Raw genomic sequence first — 15,130 nt, forward strand, 5'->3', positions numbered from 1 at the left:
TCGCCCTGTAGTGCACGGAGGTATGTCACTGCAAAAGAGGACAAACCAATCCATAATAATATAACCATATCATACAGCCACATTTTTCGCAATACCATAGACAAAACCGGCGGGCTGTAAATATTTCAGACAGAACCACCGGAGTGTCTATTGAAACGGGATTTCCATTCTTTCGATATACAATTGCAGCCGCTTGTGGTATACTAAATCGAATCACCATGTACAGCCTGCAAACGAGGAGTGAGCCTATGCGCACCGGTCTCATCACGTTCCATTTTGCCCACCACTACGGCGCTCAGCTCCAGGCCCTGGCCACCATGAAGGCCATTCAGCGCCTGGGGCATGAGTGCCAGATCATTGATTACCGCCTGCCCCATACCACCCGCACCAATCAGCTGTTCAAGAAGAGTACCTCCGTGCGGGATATGGCGTCAGACGCCCACACCGCCCTCCATTACGCCGCCTTCCAGCGCCGGTTCCAGCGCTTTGAGGCCTTTGTGGCGGAGGAGATGGAGCTGTCTCCCCAGCGGTATACCGATTTCAGACAACTTCAGGACGCGCCTCCGGCCTATGATGTTTATGTGTCGGGCAGCGATCAGATCTGGAATCCTTACATTTTCCAGACCAAGCAGTTTGACCCCGCCTTCCTGCTGGACTTTGTGCAGGAGGGCCGCCGCATTGCCTATGCCCCCAGTCTGGGCGTGCCCCAGCTGCCGGAGGACAAGGCAGCGGAGCTGAAGCGCTTTCTGGCACCCTTCTCCACCCTGTCGGTCCGTGAGAAGCGGGGCCAGGTGCTGGTGCGTCAGGCAGCCGGCCGGGAGGCCCGGGTAGTGCTGGACCCCACCCTGCTGCTGAACGGCGAGGACTGGGGCAAGCTGGCCGCGGCTCCCAGACACCAGGGACCTTACATCCTGTGTTACTTTGTCTCCGATCCCGGAGAGGCGGCTCCCTATGCCCAGGCGCTGTCCAGACAGACGGGATGGCCCATCGTCCAGCTGGCGGGAGCCCGCCGGAAGATCGACGGTGCCAAGGAGATTGTCTTTGACGCCGGCCCCCGGGAGTTCCTGGGCCTGTTCCAGCACGCCGCCGCAGTGGTGACCAACTCCTTCCACGGGGCGGCCTTCTCCCTCCAGTTCAAGAAGGATTTCTTCACCTCCATGTCCCCTAAGGAGCGGCGGGAGCCCACCTTCTCCCGGATCTACAGCCTGCTCTCCCGGCTGGGGTGCGCCGACCGCATCATCGGTCTGGATACCACTGCGCCCATCGACGCCAAGATGGACTATGACCAGGTTTATGAAAAGCTGGAGGCCGCCCGGGCGGACTCCCTGGCCTATCTGAAAGCGGCGGTGGAGGGCACCGCTCTTCCGGAGGAAATGGGCACGGCCCAGGAGCAGGCTAAGCCCAACCTGTGCAAGGCGGAGGACTGCACCGGCTGCACCGCCTGTGCCGCTGTCTGCCCGGTTGGGGCCATTGAGATGAAACCCGACCATGAGGGCTTCCTGCGGCCTGTGGTGGGGGAGAAGTGCATCCTCTGCCGCAAGTGTGAAAGCGCCTGCCCCGCCCTGACTGAGCCGGTAAAGGGCCCCGATCCCAACTGCGCCCACGGGGTGTGGAACAAAAATGACGAGGTGCGCTCGGGCAGCTCCTCCGGCGGCGTGTTCTCTCTGCTGGCCGGCCATGTGCTGGACCAGGGAGGCGTGGTGTACGGCGCTGCCTTTGACGGCTACATGGCGGTGCGCCATACCTGTGCCGCCTCCATGGAGGAAGTGGCCGCCATGCGGGGCTCCAAGTATGTTCAGAGCGATCTTGGGGAAACCTTCCATCAGGTGAAAGAGCAGCTGGAGGCGGGTAAGCCGGTGCTCTTTACCGGCCTTGCCTGCCAGGTAGACGGCCTGAAGCATTACCTGGGCCGGGATTACGACAACTTGCTCACCTGCGATCTGGTGTGTAACGGCGTACCCTCTCCGGCGGTGTTCCAGGCCTATCTGAAAAAGCTGGGGATGGAGCACGGCGCGCCGGTCACCGGGCTGCGGTTCCGGGACAAGGCCCACGGCTGGTCCCACTCCCATATGACGGTCCGCTTTGCCGACGGAGGCAGCACCACGACCCCCCTCCACCGTACCACCTTCGGCCGGGGCTTCGGGATGCAGCTCTTCCTGCGTCCGGTGTGTGCCAAGTGCCGGTATACCAGCGTCAGCCGTCCGGCGGACCTGACTCTGGGTGACTTCTGGGGCCTTGACCCCAAGCTGAAGCTGCCCACTGACCGGGAGAAGGGTGTTTCTCTGGTTCTGGTCAACAGCGCCAAGGGACAGAAGGTTTTTGACGCTCTGGAGGACAAGCTGGGCCAGGTGGAGCGGCCTCTGGCCGAGGCTGTGGCGGGCAATCCCCGGCTGGCCTATCCTCTGACCCACAACGCCAAGCGTGGGGCCTTCTTCGCTGCCTTTGCCGCCATGCCCTTTGACCAGGTGGAGCAGAAATACCTGACCCCGCCTCCGCTGCCTTACCGGGCGGCGGCCAAGGTGCTCACCCCCAAGATGAAAGAGAAGATCCGCAAGATCCTGAAATAACGGATGGAAAGTTTACAAATTGTTTGGGAATTTTCTCCCATGCCCTGATACACTGGGCACACATGGAAGCGGGGCGGTGGAGCCGCCCCTCGGGAGGTAATGATTTTTGAGTGTGATACAACGCTGGCTGGACCGGTTCTGCTATAAGCATCCCCGGTTCGGTATCCCCAACCTGATGCTGGTGGTGGTCATCGGCAATGTTCTGGTGTGGCTGCTGGATCAGTTCAGTCAGGGCTTTTCCCTGTCGTCCGCCCTGTGCTTTGCGCCCTACTATATCATCCACAAAGGCGAGATCTGGCGGTTGCTCACCTTTATCTTTGTGCCTACGACCAGTAATCTCTTTTTCCTGGCCATCTCCCTGTATTTCTACTACTGGATCGGCTCCATCCTGGAGCGGCAGTGGGGCGTGACCAAGTTTACGGTGTTCTACCTGCTTGGGGTGGTGCTTAATATCATTGCGGGCTTCCTGGTCTATCTGTTTATCCCTCTGCCCGTGGAGACCGCCACTATGCACTACGTCAACCTGTCCATGTTCTTCTCCTTTGCCACCCTGTACGGGGAAATGCAGGTACTGCTTTTCTTCGTGATTCCGGTAAAGGTCAAATGGCTGGCCTGGCTGGACGCCGCTCTCTTTGCCTACGACATCATTTACAACCTGGTGCAGCTCCCCACGGTCGGGATGTTTGCACTGGCGGGCATCGTGGCTCCCGTCGTGGCGATCCTCAACTACCTGATCTTCTTCTGGGATGACCTGATGGCCAGCCTGGGCCGGGTAAAGCGGCAGACGGCCCACCGCCACTCCCGCCAGACCGTCAACTTCAAGCAGGCTACCAAGCACGCCCAGCAAACCAAGGGTTATATCCACAAGTGCGCCGTCTGCGGCAAGACCGACACCGACTACCCCGACGAGGAGTTCCGGTACTGCTCCAAGTGCAACGGCTACTACTGCTACTGCTCAGAGCATATCCACAACCACGTTCATATCGAATAAAAGATACGCAAAGGGCTCCCATCGGAATGTTCCGATGGGAGCCCTTTTTCATGCCGTTTTACCGCTTGCTGAGCCGGAGCACCAGAGCGGTGCGGTCGTCCGCCGCGCCGGCCTGCTGATCGCTCTCGTCAATAAGCTCCTGGGCCAGCTCCCGAGGGCTCTGGCCGTCAAAGGCGGCCAGCTTGTCCCGCACCCACTGGTCGGGCTGTCCTCCGGTAACTCCGTCGGTGATGAGCAGCACACAGTCTCCCGCCTCCAGCTTCAGATGAGTCACGTCGGGGGCACCCCCTTCCCCTCCTGCCAGTCCGGCGGGGAGGGCGCAGCCGGTGACCCGGCTGACAGAGGTTCCCTTTTTCACATAGCTGGGAGCCGCGCCGTATTTGTAGATGTCCCCCTCACCTGTGAAAAGGTCCACCCGTAACAGGTCGATGGTGGTGAAGCCAATCTCCTCCTCACCCCGGAGGGCCAGGGCGGAGCTGAGGGTCCTCAGGGCGTTTTCCGGCCGTACACCCGCCCGGAGAAACTGTTCCAGCAGACGCACCGCCAGGGTGCTCTCCCGCTGGGCCAGACGGCCGGAGCCCATGCCGTCACACAGCAGCACATAGAGGGCGCCGTCGTCGTGTTTAAACCAGGCCCCCGTATCACCCGACACGGTTTGCCCGTCCTTCTTTCGGGCGGCCACCCCGGCCACCGCCATCAGCGGCTCGCTTTGCACCAGCACCAGCCTGTCCCGGCGGCCCTCCTCCACCAGCCGGAGGGGGAAGTTCATCAGCTTGGCCAGCTTGTCCACCTGGCTGCTCTGCCGCAGGGGAGAGAGACCGGCCCCCTCCAGCTCTACCCGTAAGTGGCCCGCTTCGTCGTAATACACGGCCAGCTCGCACTCCACCCCCTGGGCGGTGAGATACTGCCGCAGCCGCTTTTCCCGCACCGGGTCGGGGATCAGCTCGGCGCTCAGCTCCGCCGCCGCCGTGCCCAGCACCTCAGCCAGCTCGCCGTACTGCCGGCAGACCGCCGCCCGATTCTCCCGCAGACGGCTCTGGTACTGCCGCCGGTAGAGCAGTCCTGCCAGCTCCTCGTTGACGGAAGTGAGGAAGTCGGCAAACTTCATGCAGCGGTTGGAGAAATAAGCGGGGAAGTCGCCCCCCTCGCCCCGGCCCCGCTCCAGCATGGCGGGCAGGGCGTCGTTGAGGGCGTTGTAGGTGGACACATAATCCCGCTGCCAGCAGGAGGTCTGGAGCGGGCAGCGCTTGCACACCCGGTCCGCCGCCCGGTCAAAGATAGCGGCAGTGTCGTTATCGTTGGGGCGTCCGGTGTGGAGGGTACCCCGCATGGATTCGTACAGACTCTTGAAGGCGGCGGCGGTGTCCTCCATCCGGCCCTTTACATAGGCCATGGCTCGCTCCTGAGTGCCGTGCTTGGGCTCCCGGGCCACCAGGGCGCCCACCTGCCGCAGCAGCTTGTCCGGCAGCAGGAGAAAGACCACCGAGGCGGCAAACACCTCGTAGAGCAGAGGAATGTGTAGCCCGTCCTTCCAGGTCCACAGTACCGCCAGAGCGTTGGACAGCACATAGGCCAGGGTGGCGGCCAGTTTGCCCTGGCGGTGGAACACACCGGTCATCACCCCGGACAGGGCGTAGGCCATGGCGTAAAAGGGCATCCCGCCGGTGGACAGGTCCATACCCAGACCAACCGCCACGCCGACGGTGGCTCCGATGCTGACGCCTCCCTTGTAGGCCACCGCCATCACTGCCACCGCGGCAGCAAAGCGGCCTACCGACAGATCCCCCAGCAGGGTCAGCTTGGACAAGGTGAGCAGCAGGGTGCCCAACAGCAGCAGCAGGCTGATGGTCTGCCGGGCGGTCAGCCCCTCCTCCTCCCGCTTTTCGGTCCAGGGGGTGAAGGCAATGCGGTAGAAGTATACCGACGCCCCGCACAACAGCAGTTCAGTGCCGAAGAAGATCAAGCTTTCCGGCGTCCAGCCCTGGTCGGACAGGTAGATAAAGCCGGTAACCCCGTCGATGGCGGCGGCGGCCAGCGGCATAAACCAGCTCTTCCGGTAGGCCCCTACGTCAAAGAAGGCGAAGGCCACCGAAAAGACCAGCACACAGGCCGCCGCGTACCGCAGGCCCTCCACAAAGCCCTCCATGGTCAGGTAGCCGAAGCAGGCCCCCAGCAGGGCGCAGAAGCCGTCCAGCCCGGAGCCGGAGGCTCCCACCAGTCCCAGTCCAAAGGGGGCGTACCCCCCGAAGATTTCCGCCCCCGCCAGCAGGGCCCCCAGCAAAAAGCGGATGACGCATTCGGCAAAGCGCACCAGCGCCGGGGCACGGAATACCACCTTTCCCGTCTCCCGGGCCTCCTCCCGCAGCCGCGCCGCCTTGGTTTTCAGCTTCTCTTTTGTTGCCATGGTCCCTGTCTCCTTTGCTTTGGGGCGTATTTGCCCTTCCGGTATCAGAGACAGTGTAACCCATAAACTGGAAAAATATGGTCGGAACACGGCGCGGTTTTGGGTTTGGTCTGTGTTGGTTGAAACCAGATGCTCGTTTTTTGTGTTAAGATAGGTGAAAGCGCTTTCAAGTGTGGAGGTGAGCGGATGGAGGAAGGAGAGCTGATCCGGCGGATGAAGCGGGGTGACCCTGCTGCTCTGGAGGCTTTGATGGACCGGGACATGGCCTTTGCCTGCGGGGTGGCCTCCTCCATTCTGCGGGACGCCCCCCGGGATGTGGAGGAGATAGTGTCCGATTCCTTTCTGGCCCTGTGGAATAACGCCCACAAGCTGGTGCCCGGTCGGGTGCGGGGCTATCTCAGTGCGATTGTCCGCAACAGAGCCAAAAACCGCCTGCGGGAACTGGGGAAGGAGCTGCCTCTGGAGGAGGATCTTCTGGACCTGGAGCCCTCCGGCGATCTGGGGCCCCGGCGATCTCTTTGATTCTTTTTTTACCCTTGAAAGCGCCCCCCTGGACGAGGGGCAGAAGGCCCTGCTGGACGAGATGGGTACCACCGATCTGGCCCCCTCCACCAGCAACGGCATTACCATTATCCCGCTGGCCTCGGTGGCCGATGCGTACAACTGTTACCTCCGCCTGCGGGTGGAGGCACCGGAGGGCACGGTCCTGCCCGATATGGGTACTCAGGAGGATCATGTGTTCCTGGATGTGGACCTGCGGGACACCGCCACCGGCGAAAGACTGGACTGGGGAGTGCAGAAAGCGCGGTTCCTGCCTGACAGCACCCCTGGGGACAATGTGGTGGAGCTGGTCTTTATCCTCTATGGCTGGCCGGGCGGTGTAAACTGGAACGACGGCGTATCCAAGACTCTGTATCTCACCGATCTGGCGCTTATCCCTAGGGAGGGTACCTCTGGAGAGAAGCCTATGATTCTGGAGGGAACGTGGAGTTTTGCACTGGATCATCTCTACCGGAGCAAGATTCTGGAGGTAGACCCCGCCGGGGCTGTCCGCCTGGACACAGAGACTCAGGCGATGGTCACGCTGGAATCGCTAACCCTCTCCCCGCTGTCGGTCAGCTTCACCCTCTCCTATCCTCCGGACGCGGGATCCTTTGTCCACTATGAATTGGTGCTTGTCTGCAAGGATGGTTCCACCGTTACCATCAACGGGGCAAACGGATATGGCGATCCAGGTCCGGATGGACCAGGAGGACGAGATTACTTCTACGGCGTCTCGGCCTTTGATATCCCCATCCCGCTGGAGCGGATCGACCACATCCAGTTCGGGGACTGCTCCATTTTCCTGCCGGACACAACGCAATAGGCAAAAAAGGTCCCGGACCAGCGGCCCGGGACCTTTTTTATTTACTTCACCACAATATCTACATAGGCGGAGGTGGTGGCGTCCAGCACTGCCATATAGCCGCACCGGAATTCCAGCCAGTCGCCCACCTGCACCTGGCCGCCGCAGTCCTCCACGTCCACGATCAAATGGTCGGAACTGGCTCCGATCATCTCCGCCCCCGGCAGGGTGGGGGTGAGGGCGGCCCAGGCCACGTCCTGTTTTCCGGCGGCGCAGATGGCCCGCAGGCGCACACCACGGTCAGGATACTCTGGGGTGTCCCCCTTGCCATCCCGGCCCAGCTCACCGATGGGTACCGAAGGCTTGCGCCGCAGCTCTACCACCTGGGCCTTGAACAGGAAGGCATCCTGATGATAGCCGTCCAGGAACCGGTTGCCGGTGGTGTCCTCGCCGAAAAGTACCGCTTCACCCACCCGCAGCTGATTGATCCCGGCGGGCATAACGCCGTCCTCCAGCAGCTTGAGGGCGCAGGTGCCTCCTGCCGACAGCACCGAGATGGAGCAGCCGTAGGTGCTGTTGAGGTAGTCCCGCAGCTCCACCAGAATGGCGGTGTTGTCCACCGAGGGCAGCACACTGCCGTAGCACCCCACGTTGGTGCCTAACCCCACTAATTTCACACCGGGGCAGTCCAGAATCTGGGGTACGATCTCGTCCAGCTGCTCCCGGCCGAACACCCCCTCCCGCAGATCTCCCACGTCAATCATCAGGATGATGGGGTGGACCTTGCCCTGCCGGAGGGCGGCCTCCGACACCGCCCGGATCACCTCGATCTGGCTCTGGAGGCTCCAGTCTGTCCAGCGGACCACCTCCTCGGCCTCCAGGATAGCGGGGATACGGATGAGGAGGTAGTTGAGGTCAGGGATGGCCTTTTTGGCGGCCATGATGTTCTTCATCCGGCTGTCGGCAAAGGAGGTGATGCCCCCTGCTATGGCCGCCCGGATCACCTCCGGCCGGGCCGAGAAGCCTTTGGTGGCAAAGACCAGCTCCACCCCCTTGGATGCACAGAAATCATGGAGCTTTTTGGCGTTTTCGGTCACTTTGTTGGTGTTGATCTCCAGGATAGGCGCATACATGACACGTTCCTCCTTTATGGATCCTTTGCCACCATCATACCGGGTCTGTAGCCAGATGGCAAGAAAATGTTTCCTGCCCCTTGACAACTGTGTATCTATATGTTATTACTGTATATGTCAAGTATATACAGTATGACAACGAGGTGCACCATGGATATCATCATCAGCAACTCCGGCGGCGTGCCCATTTACGACCAGATCACCCGGCAGATGAAGGGCCTCATCCTCCGGGGAGAGCTGGCCGAGGGGGAGGCCCTTCCCTCCATGCGGCTGCTGGCCAAGGAACTGCGTATTTCTGTCATCACCACCAAACGAGCCTATGAAGAGCTGGAGCGGGACGGTTTCATCACCACCGTGCCGGGGAAGGGGTGCTTTGTAGCCCCACGAAACCTGGAGCTGGTCCATGAGGAGACCCTCCGCCGGGCGGAGGAGCATCTCTCCCAGGCGGTGGACATCGCCAAGACCGGCGGCGTCACCCTGGCGGAGCTGACCGAGACCCTCAGCCTTCTGTATGGAGAGGAAACAGTATGAGCAATGCATTGGAAGTATGCCATCTCACTAAGGATTACGGCTCCTTTAAGCTGGACGACGTGTCCTTCACTGTGCCCGGCGGCACCATTATGGGTCTGATCGGGGAGAACGGGGCAGGGAAGTCCACCACCATCAAATGTATTCTGAACCTGATCCACCGGGACGGCGGGGAGATCTCCGTCTTTGGGCTGGATGCCATCCGTGACGAGCGGGCAGTAAAGAGTCAGGTGGGGGTGGTACTGGACGAGTCCCTCTTCCACGATACCCTCAACCCGGTCCAGGTTGGCAAGATCCTGTCCAAACTCTATCCCAACTGGGATGGAAGGTGCTACGGGGGCTATCTGCGGAAATTTGAGCTGCCGGAGAAAAAGACAGTGAAAACCTTTTCCCGGGGCATGAAAATGAAATTGGCTATTGCGGCTGCCTTTGCAGCCAGGCCCAGGCTGCTTATTCTGGACGAGGCCACCTCCGGCCTGGACCCGGTGGTGCGGGATGAGATCCTGGATGAATTTCTCAACTTTATTCAGGACGAGGAGCATTCTATCCTTATTTCCAGCCATATCACCAGCGACTTGGAGAAGGCCGCGGACTATGTAACCTATCTCCACAAGGGGCGGGTGGTTCTGTCCGGCGCCAAGGACGAACTGCTGGACTCCTACGGCAAGCTGGTGTGCAGCCGCGCCGATCTGGAGCGGGTGGACCGGTCCCTGCTGGCGGGCAGCCGGGTGGGACAGTTCGGGTGTGAGGCCCTGGTAAAGGACCGGCACGCCTTTGCCCGCCGCTATCCGGGCCTGACGGTGGACCCCGCTACCCTGGAGGATATCATGGTCTTTACCGGAAAGGGGGATGCCCAATGACCGGGCTGATCTATAAGGATATTGTGGCTTTGCGCAAGCAGCTCTCTACGCTGCTGCTCTTTCTCGTCGTGTACGGAGGCTTCTGCGTGACCGGGGTGTTTGATTTCTCCATCTTGGGGGCTCTGGTAGCCGTATTCGGTCTCACCATTCCCGTGTCCTCGGTGGCACTGGACGACTCCGCCCATTGGGACCGGTACGCGGTGGCCACCCCCGCCGGACGGCGGGGGGTGGTGGCCGGGAAATATGTGTTCACCCTGTTGGTAATCGTGGTAAGTGTGGCGGTGGCGGCGGGCCTGATGGTGTGCCTTTCCTTGGCCGGACTGACCGAGACAACGCTGGATGATCTGGTACTCATTGCCCTGTCCTGCGGCGTGCTTACGCTGGTGTTGGACGCCATCATTCTGCCCTTCCTGCTCAAGTATGGGGCGGAGAAGGCCAGAGTGATCAGCATGATCACCTTTGTAGTGATTTTTGGCGGCGCTGTGCTGCTTGGGGGACTGGCCAAGAACCAGATCACTCTGCCCACGCCTCCGGCGTGGCTGCTGACCGCCCTGCCCGTCCTCTTGGGATTGCTGGCTATTGGCGGCTACCTGATCTCCTATTTTATCGCACAGGGGATCTACGCCAAAAAGGAATTTTGAATACCAGAACAGAAAAATGGGCCCTCTGCGCTATGCAGCGGGCCCAAATTGATTCTGTGCAGATTACATCCGTACAAACTGGTTCCGGTCCGGATCGTACTGGCAATCCAGCACGGCCAGCTTTTGAGAGATCTCGTCCTTATCTGCCTGGAGGTCGTCGCACAGGGCGTCCAGGGAGGGATAGAAATCCCGCAGTTTGGTGTTGACATAACTGAGCAGAATCATGGGATCTTGGGGAAACATGAAAAATGTGCCTACTTTCTGTGTCTAAAATACTTCAAAGTGGGGATGATTTACAGCCCCAGCTTCTCGGCCAAAAAGTCGTCCACCTTAGCCAAAGCGTCGTCCAGCTTGAGGACGTCGGAGCCGCCGCCCATGGCGCTGTCGGGCTTGCCGCCGAGCCCCATAAAATGAGATCATTTCATGGGGACCCCGTTTATTTGATCTGCGCGGGGCAAGTGAATTGCCCCGGCATCAAGGTTTTGGTCCGGCGATGCCGGATCAAAACGCTTGGAAGGGCGTCGTCTGCACCCTAAGCGCTGGGCGGCTTACAGCCCCAGCTTCTCGGCCACAAAGTTGTCCACTTTGGCGAGAGCGTCGTCCAGCTTGAGGACGTCGGAGCCGCCGCCCATGGCGCTGTCGGGCTTGCCGCCGCCCTTGCCGCCGCAGCAGCAGCACACCTGCTTCACCAGGTCGCCGGCCTTGATGCCCTTGGCCACGGCATCCTTACCGCACACGGACAGGAAGGTGATCTTGCCGTCCTTCACGCTGGACAGAACGGCTACTACGCTGGAGTCCTTATCCCGCAGGAAGTCGCCCATCTTACGCAGACGGTCGGCATCGGCGTCGTTGAGGGTGGCGGTGAGCACCTTCAAGCCGCCCACGTCCTTGGCGCCCATCAGGAAGTTGCCAGCCTGATTGATGGCCTCCTTAGCCTTGAAGCCCTCCACCATGTGGCGCAGCTCACGCAGTTCGCTGATGGTCTGCTCGGCCTTCTCCCGCAGATCGCTGGGCTTGGCCTTGAGCACGGCAGCAGCCTCAAACAGCTTCTGCTGGTTCTGGTTCATAATCTTCAGGGACTGAGCGCCGGTGGTGGCCTCAATACGGCGGACGCCGGAGGCCACGGAGAACTCGCTCTCGATGTGGAACACGCCCACCTTGGCGGTGTTGTCCAGGTGGGTGCCGCCGCAGAACTCCACGGAGTAGCCCTCGCCCATGTCCACCACGCGGACGGTGTCGCCGTACTTCTCACCGAAGAGGGCGATGGCGCCCCGCTTCTTGGCCTCTTCAATGGGCATCACATCGGTGTGGATGTCATAGCCCTCCAGCACCGCCTCGTTGACTACGGCGCTGACCTGGCCCAGCTCCTCGGCGGTCATGGCGGAAAAGTGGGTGAAGTCAAAACGCAGCCGGTCGGGCTCCACCAGGGAGCCCGCCTGATGCACGTGGTCTCCCAGCACGGTGCGCAGGGCCTTGTCCAGCAGGTGGGTGGCAGAGTGGGCGCGCATGATGGCCTTCCGCCGGGGCACGTCGATCTGGGCGGAGACAGTGTCCCCCAGCTTCAGGACCCCCTCGGTCACTTTGCCGTAGTGCATATACTTGCCGCCCTTGTTCTTCTGCACATCGGTGACCTGGAACAGACAGCCGTCCTCCCCGCTCTTGGCAATGACGCCGTGGTCAGCCACCTGGCCGCCCATCTCAGCGTAGAAGGGGGTCTTGTCCAGCACCACGATGCCCTCCACGCCGGGCATGAGCTCCTCGGCCTGCTCGTTCTCCACCACTAAAGCCACCACCTTTGCACCGGTGATGGAGGTGTTTTCGTAGCCCATGAATTCGGTCTCTGGCACGTCCTTACCAAATTCCACTCCGGCCCAGCCCAGATCGCCCAGAGCCTCGCGGGCCTTACGGGCGCGCTCCTTCTGCTCCTGCATCAGCTTCTGGAAGGCGGCCTGATCCACGGTCATGCCCTGCTCCTCAACCATCTCGATGGTCAGGTCGATGGGGAAGCCGTAGGTGTCGTACAGCTTGAAGGCGTCAGCGCCGGAGAACACGGTCTCGCCGCCGGCCTTGTGGCCCTCCAGCATCTCGTTGAAGATCTTCAGGCCGCCGTCGATGGTGCGGGCGAAGTTCTCCTCCTCGGTGCGGATGACCTTGGTGATATAGTCCTGCCGCTCCCGCAGCTCGGGGTAGTGGCCCTCGTTCTCGTGGATAACGGTATCGCACACCTCATACAGGAAGGGATCGTTGACGCCCAGCAGCTTGCCGTGGCGGGCGGCCCGGCGGAGCAGGCGGCGGAGGACGTAGCCCCGGCCCTCGTTGGAGGGGAGCACGCCGTCGCAGATCATGAAGGTGGCGGAGCGGATGTGGTCGGTGATAACGCGGAGAGACACGTCCTTGGCGGCGGTCTCGCCGTAGTGGGCATGGGTGATCTCGCTCACCTTGTTGGTGATGTTCATGACGGTGTCCACGTCAAACAGGGAGGCCACATCCTGGCACACGCAGGCCAGACGCTCCAGGCCCATGCCGGTGTCGATGTTCTTCTGCTTCAGCTCGGTGTAGTGGTTCTCGCCGTCGTTGTCGAACTGGGAGAACACCACGTTCCACACCTCAATATAGCGGTCGCAGTCGCAGCCCACGGTGCAGCCGGGCTTGCCGCAGCCCCACTGCTCGCCCCGGTCGTAGTAGATCTCGGAGCAGGGGCCGCAGGGACCGGAGCCGTGCTCCCAGAAGTTATCCTCCTTGCCGAACTTAAAGATGCGGTCGGCGGGGATGCCGATCTCCTCGTTCCAGATGCGGAAGGCCTCGTCGTCGGCGGGGGTGGTCTCATTGCCGGCGAATACGGAGGGGTAGAGGCGGTTGGGGTCCAGGCCCACCCACTCGGGGGAGGTCAGGAACTCCCAGGCCCAGTGAATGGCTTCCTTCTTGAAGTAATCCCCGAAGGAGAAGTTGCCCAGCATCTCAAAGTAGGTGCCGTGACGGGCGGTGTGGCCGATGTTCTCAATGTCGCCGGTGCGGATGCACTTCTGGCAGGTGGTCACACGGTGGCGGGGGGGCTCCTGCTCGCCGGTGAAGAAGGGCTTCATGGGCGCCATGCCGCTGTTGATGAGCAGCAGGGAGGCGTCGTTCTGGGGAATCAGGGAAAAGCTGGGCAGGCGCAGGTGTCCCTTGGTCTCAAAGAAGGACAGGAACATCTCGCGCAGTTCGTTCAGACCGAACTTCTTGGGCATATGATTCAATCTCCTCTGCAAAAAAATAAGCCCCGCCCCCATGTCAGGGGCGGAGCAATGTTCACTCCACGGTACCACCCTGATCTACACCCAACGGGTGTATCTCACTGCATCCGGTAACGGGGATGAATCGTCCCGGTCCTCCCGGGCCGCTCAGAAGTGGCGTGCAGGCTCGTGTCGCGGAGGGCTTGCACTCTCCCCTCTCGCTGGGTCGCGGCGTGGTCTGCTTGGCTTCGTCATCGCGCTTCAACTGCCTTATTCTATCATATTTTTCGCCGTTGTCAACCGCCTTTTCGGGGAGAACCGGCGCCGAGCGGTCAGAGAAAGGATTCCAGGCAGTAGAGCCGGTTCCGTTCCGCGTCCCAGAAGAAGATGATTTCGCTGTTGTCCGACTTGGCGCGATACCAGTTGGAACAAGCATCATAGTCGGGGCGGTACTCAGCCGGGACCTCAATCTCGTCCAGCCAGGTTTCGGCGGCCTGGGTGAGGCTGTCGCAGTAGATGGTCTCCCGGTCCACGCTGGCCCAGGCGAACATCTGGTCAATGAAATCCTCGTACTGATAGGAGAATATATGGTATCGGATACCGTCCCCCAGAAAACTGGGGCCGGAATCCTTTTCATAGCATGGAACGGGACGGGCCCAAAAAGGAATGGAGATCCCCCAGTTCAGGCGCAGCGCCAGGGTGTAGCTGGAGAGAACCCTCCAACTGATGGCTCCGGCCACAAGGAGGAGACAGGCGACGGTCAATAGAATGTATTTTCTTTTCATAGCGGACCTCTTTTCCAGGGGGCGTATCAGTTGCGGACCGTGCGGACAGGGCGGGGCAGCAGAGACCCCAGAAAAAAGAGCAGCGGCGGCAGCAGACCGGCCAGAAACATGGAAAAATACCAGGTGAAGCCGAAGGTGCTCCAGGCGGTAAGATCTGCATTCTGCCCCAGGGTGGCCAGCATGAACACAAAGGAGGGGCACGCCAAAAAGTAGGTGCTCGTCAGCATCCAGAATCCTATGCCGGAGAGAAGGGAGGGGCAGACAAGCAGAAGCCACCCTCCAAAGGCCCAGCCCCAGGCAAGCAGGGCGGGCCAAAGAACAGCCTTTACGCCCTCTTTCGGTGTGGGCCGGTTCCAGCTGCGGACGGCAGCCATGATCCACCCGGCGGGAAGATAGAGGACCATCATCCACAGTGCCTGAAGCGGTGAGGAAACGGATGCAAACAGTTGGGGCCCTAAGAACAACAGGGGAGCGCAGAGGGCAGTGATCACAAAATGTCCCGCTGCAAATCCCCCCAACCGGGAGGCAGGTGACGGAGTCATAAGAATCGCTCCTTTCGAGGCCATCCTACCATGCGGGAAACTGAAAGTCAATATAAATTTATTGAAAAACAATAAAATGAAGGGACGACAAAGCCGGGCGTGCCGTGAGGCCCCCCCCGCGG

General features: G+C 60.9%; 13 protein-coding genes. 7 read left to right on the top strand and 6 right to left on the bottom strand.

Features of this window, described 5'->3' with window-relative positions; translation table 11 throughout:
* Positions 1–248: 248 nt before the first annotated feature.
* Positions 249–2,567 carry a polysaccharide pyruvyl transferase family protein gene (locus B5G42_RS08030; RefSeq protein WP_087268832.1) on the top strand — a complete coding sequence of 773 codons (2,319 nt, stop codon included), beginning with the start codon at positions 249–251 and terminating at the stop codon, positions 2,565–2,567.
* A 112-nt stretch (positions 2,568–2,679) separates the two neighbouring features.
* Positions 2,680–3,558 carry a rhomboid family intramembrane serine protease gene (locus tag B5G42_RS08035; RefSeq protein ID WP_242961170.1) on the top strand — a complete coding sequence of 293 codons (879 nt, stop codon included), beginning with the start codon at positions 2,680–2,682 and terminating at the stop codon, positions 3,556–3,558.
* 58 nt (positions 3,559–3,616) lie between these two features.
* Here the strand turns inward: B5G42_RS08035 and B5G42_RS08040 are convergent, their stop codons facing one another.
* Entirely contained in the window at positions 3,617–5,962 is a 2,346-nt protein-coding gene (locus tag B5G42_RS08040) for a SpoIIE family protein phosphatase (RefSeq protein ID WP_087268834.1), read from the bottom strand.
* 186 nt (positions 5,963–6,148) lie between these two features.
* Between B5G42_RS08040 and B5G42_RS08045 the strand changes: the two genes are divergently transcribed.
* Both B5G42_RS08045 and B5G42_RS08050 read left to right on the top strand, forming a co-directional pair.
* A complete protein-coding gene (locus tag B5G42_RS08045; protein WP_087268836.1) occupies positions 6,149–6,484 on the top strand; it encodes an RNA polymerase sigma factor in 336 nt (111 codons plus the stop codon).
* A gap of 61 nt (positions 6,485–6,545) precedes the next feature.
* On the top strand, positions 6,546–7,328 hold the full coding sequence (locus tag B5G42_RS08050; protein WP_087268839.1) for a hypothetical protein: 783 nt from the start codon (positions 6,546–6,548) through the stop codon (positions 7,326–7,328).
* Positions 7,329–7,369: 41 nt separating this feature from the next.
* Here B5G42_RS08050 and B5G42_RS08055 read toward each other — a convergent pair whose 3' ends face one another.
* Entirely contained in the window at positions 7,370–8,440 is a 1,071-nt protein-coding gene (locus B5G42_RS08055; RefSeq protein WP_087268842.1) for an alanine racemase, read from the bottom strand.
* A gap of 150 nt (positions 8,441–8,590) precedes the next feature.
* Here B5G42_RS08055 and B5G42_RS08060 point away from each other — a divergent pair, with 150 nt between their 5' ends.
* From B5G42_RS08060 to B5G42_RS08070, 3 genes are read left to right on the top strand one after another with little or no spacing between them, the layout of a single operon-like run.
* Complete coding sequence (locus tag B5G42_RS08060) at positions 8,591–8,971, top strand: GntR family transcriptional regulator (protein ID WP_087188269.1); 381 nt, start codon at positions 8,591–8,593, stop codon at positions 8,969–8,971.
* A complete protein-coding gene (locus B5G42_RS08065) occupies positions 8,968–9,828 on the top strand; it encodes an ABC transporter ATP-binding protein (RefSeq protein WP_087268846.1) in 861 nt (286 codons plus the stop codon). The genes B5G42_RS08060 and B5G42_RS08065 overlap by 4 nt, the downstream gene beginning before the upstream one ends.
* On the top strand, positions 9,825–10,469 hold the full coding sequence (locus tag B5G42_RS08070) for an ABC-2 transporter permease (protein WP_087268849.1): 645 nt from the start codon (positions 9,825–9,827) through the stop codon (positions 10,467–10,469). The genes B5G42_RS08065 and B5G42_RS08070 overlap by 4 nt, the downstream gene beginning before the upstream one ends.
* A gap of 63 nt (positions 10,470–10,532) precedes the next feature.
* Here B5G42_RS08070 and B5G42_RS08075 read toward each other — a convergent pair whose 3' ends face one another.
* The 4 genes from B5G42_RS08075 to B5G42_RS08090 form a co-directional block, all read right to left on the bottom strand.
* Positions 10,533–10,712, bottom strand: a complete 180-nt coding sequence (locus B5G42_RS08075) for a DUF4250 domain-containing protein (protein WP_087268852.1) — start codon at positions 10,710–10,712, stop codon at positions 10,533–10,535.
* Positions 10,713–11,017: 305 nt separating this feature from the next.
* The gene (gene alaS / locus B5G42_RS08080) at positions 11,018–13,696 is read right to left on the bottom strand and encodes an alanine--tRNA ligase (protein WP_087268855.1); all 2,679 of its coding nucleotides are present in this window, start codon (positions 13,694–13,696) and stop codon (positions 11,018–11,020) included.
* Positions 13,697–14,013: 317 nt separating this feature from the next.
* Positions 14,014–14,466 (bottom strand): hypothetical protein, encoded by a 453-nt coding sequence (locus tag B5G42_RS08085; RefSeq protein ID WP_087268858.1) that lies wholly within the window; start codon positions 14,464–14,466, stop codon positions 14,014–14,016.
* Between the two features lie 26 nt (positions 14,467–14,492).
* Complete coding sequence (locus B5G42_RS08090; protein WP_140399825.1) at positions 14,493–14,873, bottom strand: hypothetical protein; 381 nt, start codon at positions 14,871–14,873, stop codon at positions 14,493–14,495.
* Positions 14,874–15,130 lie beyond the last annotated feature (257 nt).

The organism is Flavonifractor sp. An91, from assembly GCF_002159225.1.
Classification (GTDB): domain Bacteria; phylum Bacillota; class Clostridia; order Oscillospirales; family Oscillospiraceae; genus Flavonifractor; species Flavonifractor avicola.

Coding starts and splice junctions, on each gene's coding strand:
- B5G42_RS08030 (WP_087268832.1), top strand. CDS start 249: ATGCGCACCGGTCTCATCACGTTCCATTTTGCCCACCACTACGGCGCT.
- B5G42_RS08055 (WP_087268842.1), bottom strand. CDS start 8,440: ATGTATGCGCCTATCCTGGAGATCAACACCAACAAAGTGACCGAAAAC.
- B5G42_RS08065 (WP_087268846.1), top strand. CDS start 8,968: ATGAGCAATGCATTGGAAGTATGCCATCTCACTAAGGATTACGGCTCC.
- B5G42_RS08040 (WP_087268834.1), bottom strand. CDS start 5,962: ATGGCAACAAAAGAGAAGCTGAAAACCAAGGCGGCGCGGCTGCGGGAG.
- B5G42_RS08075 (WP_087268852.1), bottom strand. CDS start 10,712: ATGTTTCCCCAAGATCCCATGATTCTGCTCAGTTATGTCAACACCAAA.
- B5G42_RS08050 (WP_087268839.1), top strand. CDS start 6,546: ATGGGTACCACCGATCTGGCCCCCTCCACCAGCAACGGCATTACCATT.
- B5G42_RS08060 (WP_087188269.1), top strand. CDS start 8,591: ATGGATATCATCATCAGCAACTCCGGCGGCGTGCCCATTTACGACCAG.
- B5G42_RS08085 (WP_087268858.1), bottom strand. CDS start 14,466: ATGAAAAGAAAATACATTCTATTGACCGTCGCCTGTCTCCTCCTTGTG.
- B5G42_RS08045 (WP_087268836.1), top strand. CDS start 6,149: ATGGAGGAAGGAGAGCTGATCCGGCGGATGAAGCGGGGTGACCCTGCT.
- B5G42_RS08090 (WP_140399825.1), bottom strand. CDS start 14,873: ATGATGGTCCTCTATCTTCCCGCCGGGTGGATCATGGCTGCCGTCCGC.
- B5G42_RS08070 (WP_087268849.1), top strand. CDS start 9,825: ATGACCGGGCTGATCTATAAGGATATTGTGGCTTTGCGCAAGCAGCTC.
- alaS (WP_087268855.1), bottom strand. CDS start 13,696: ATGCCCAAGAAGTTCGGTCTGAACGAACTGCGCGAGATGTTCCTGTCC.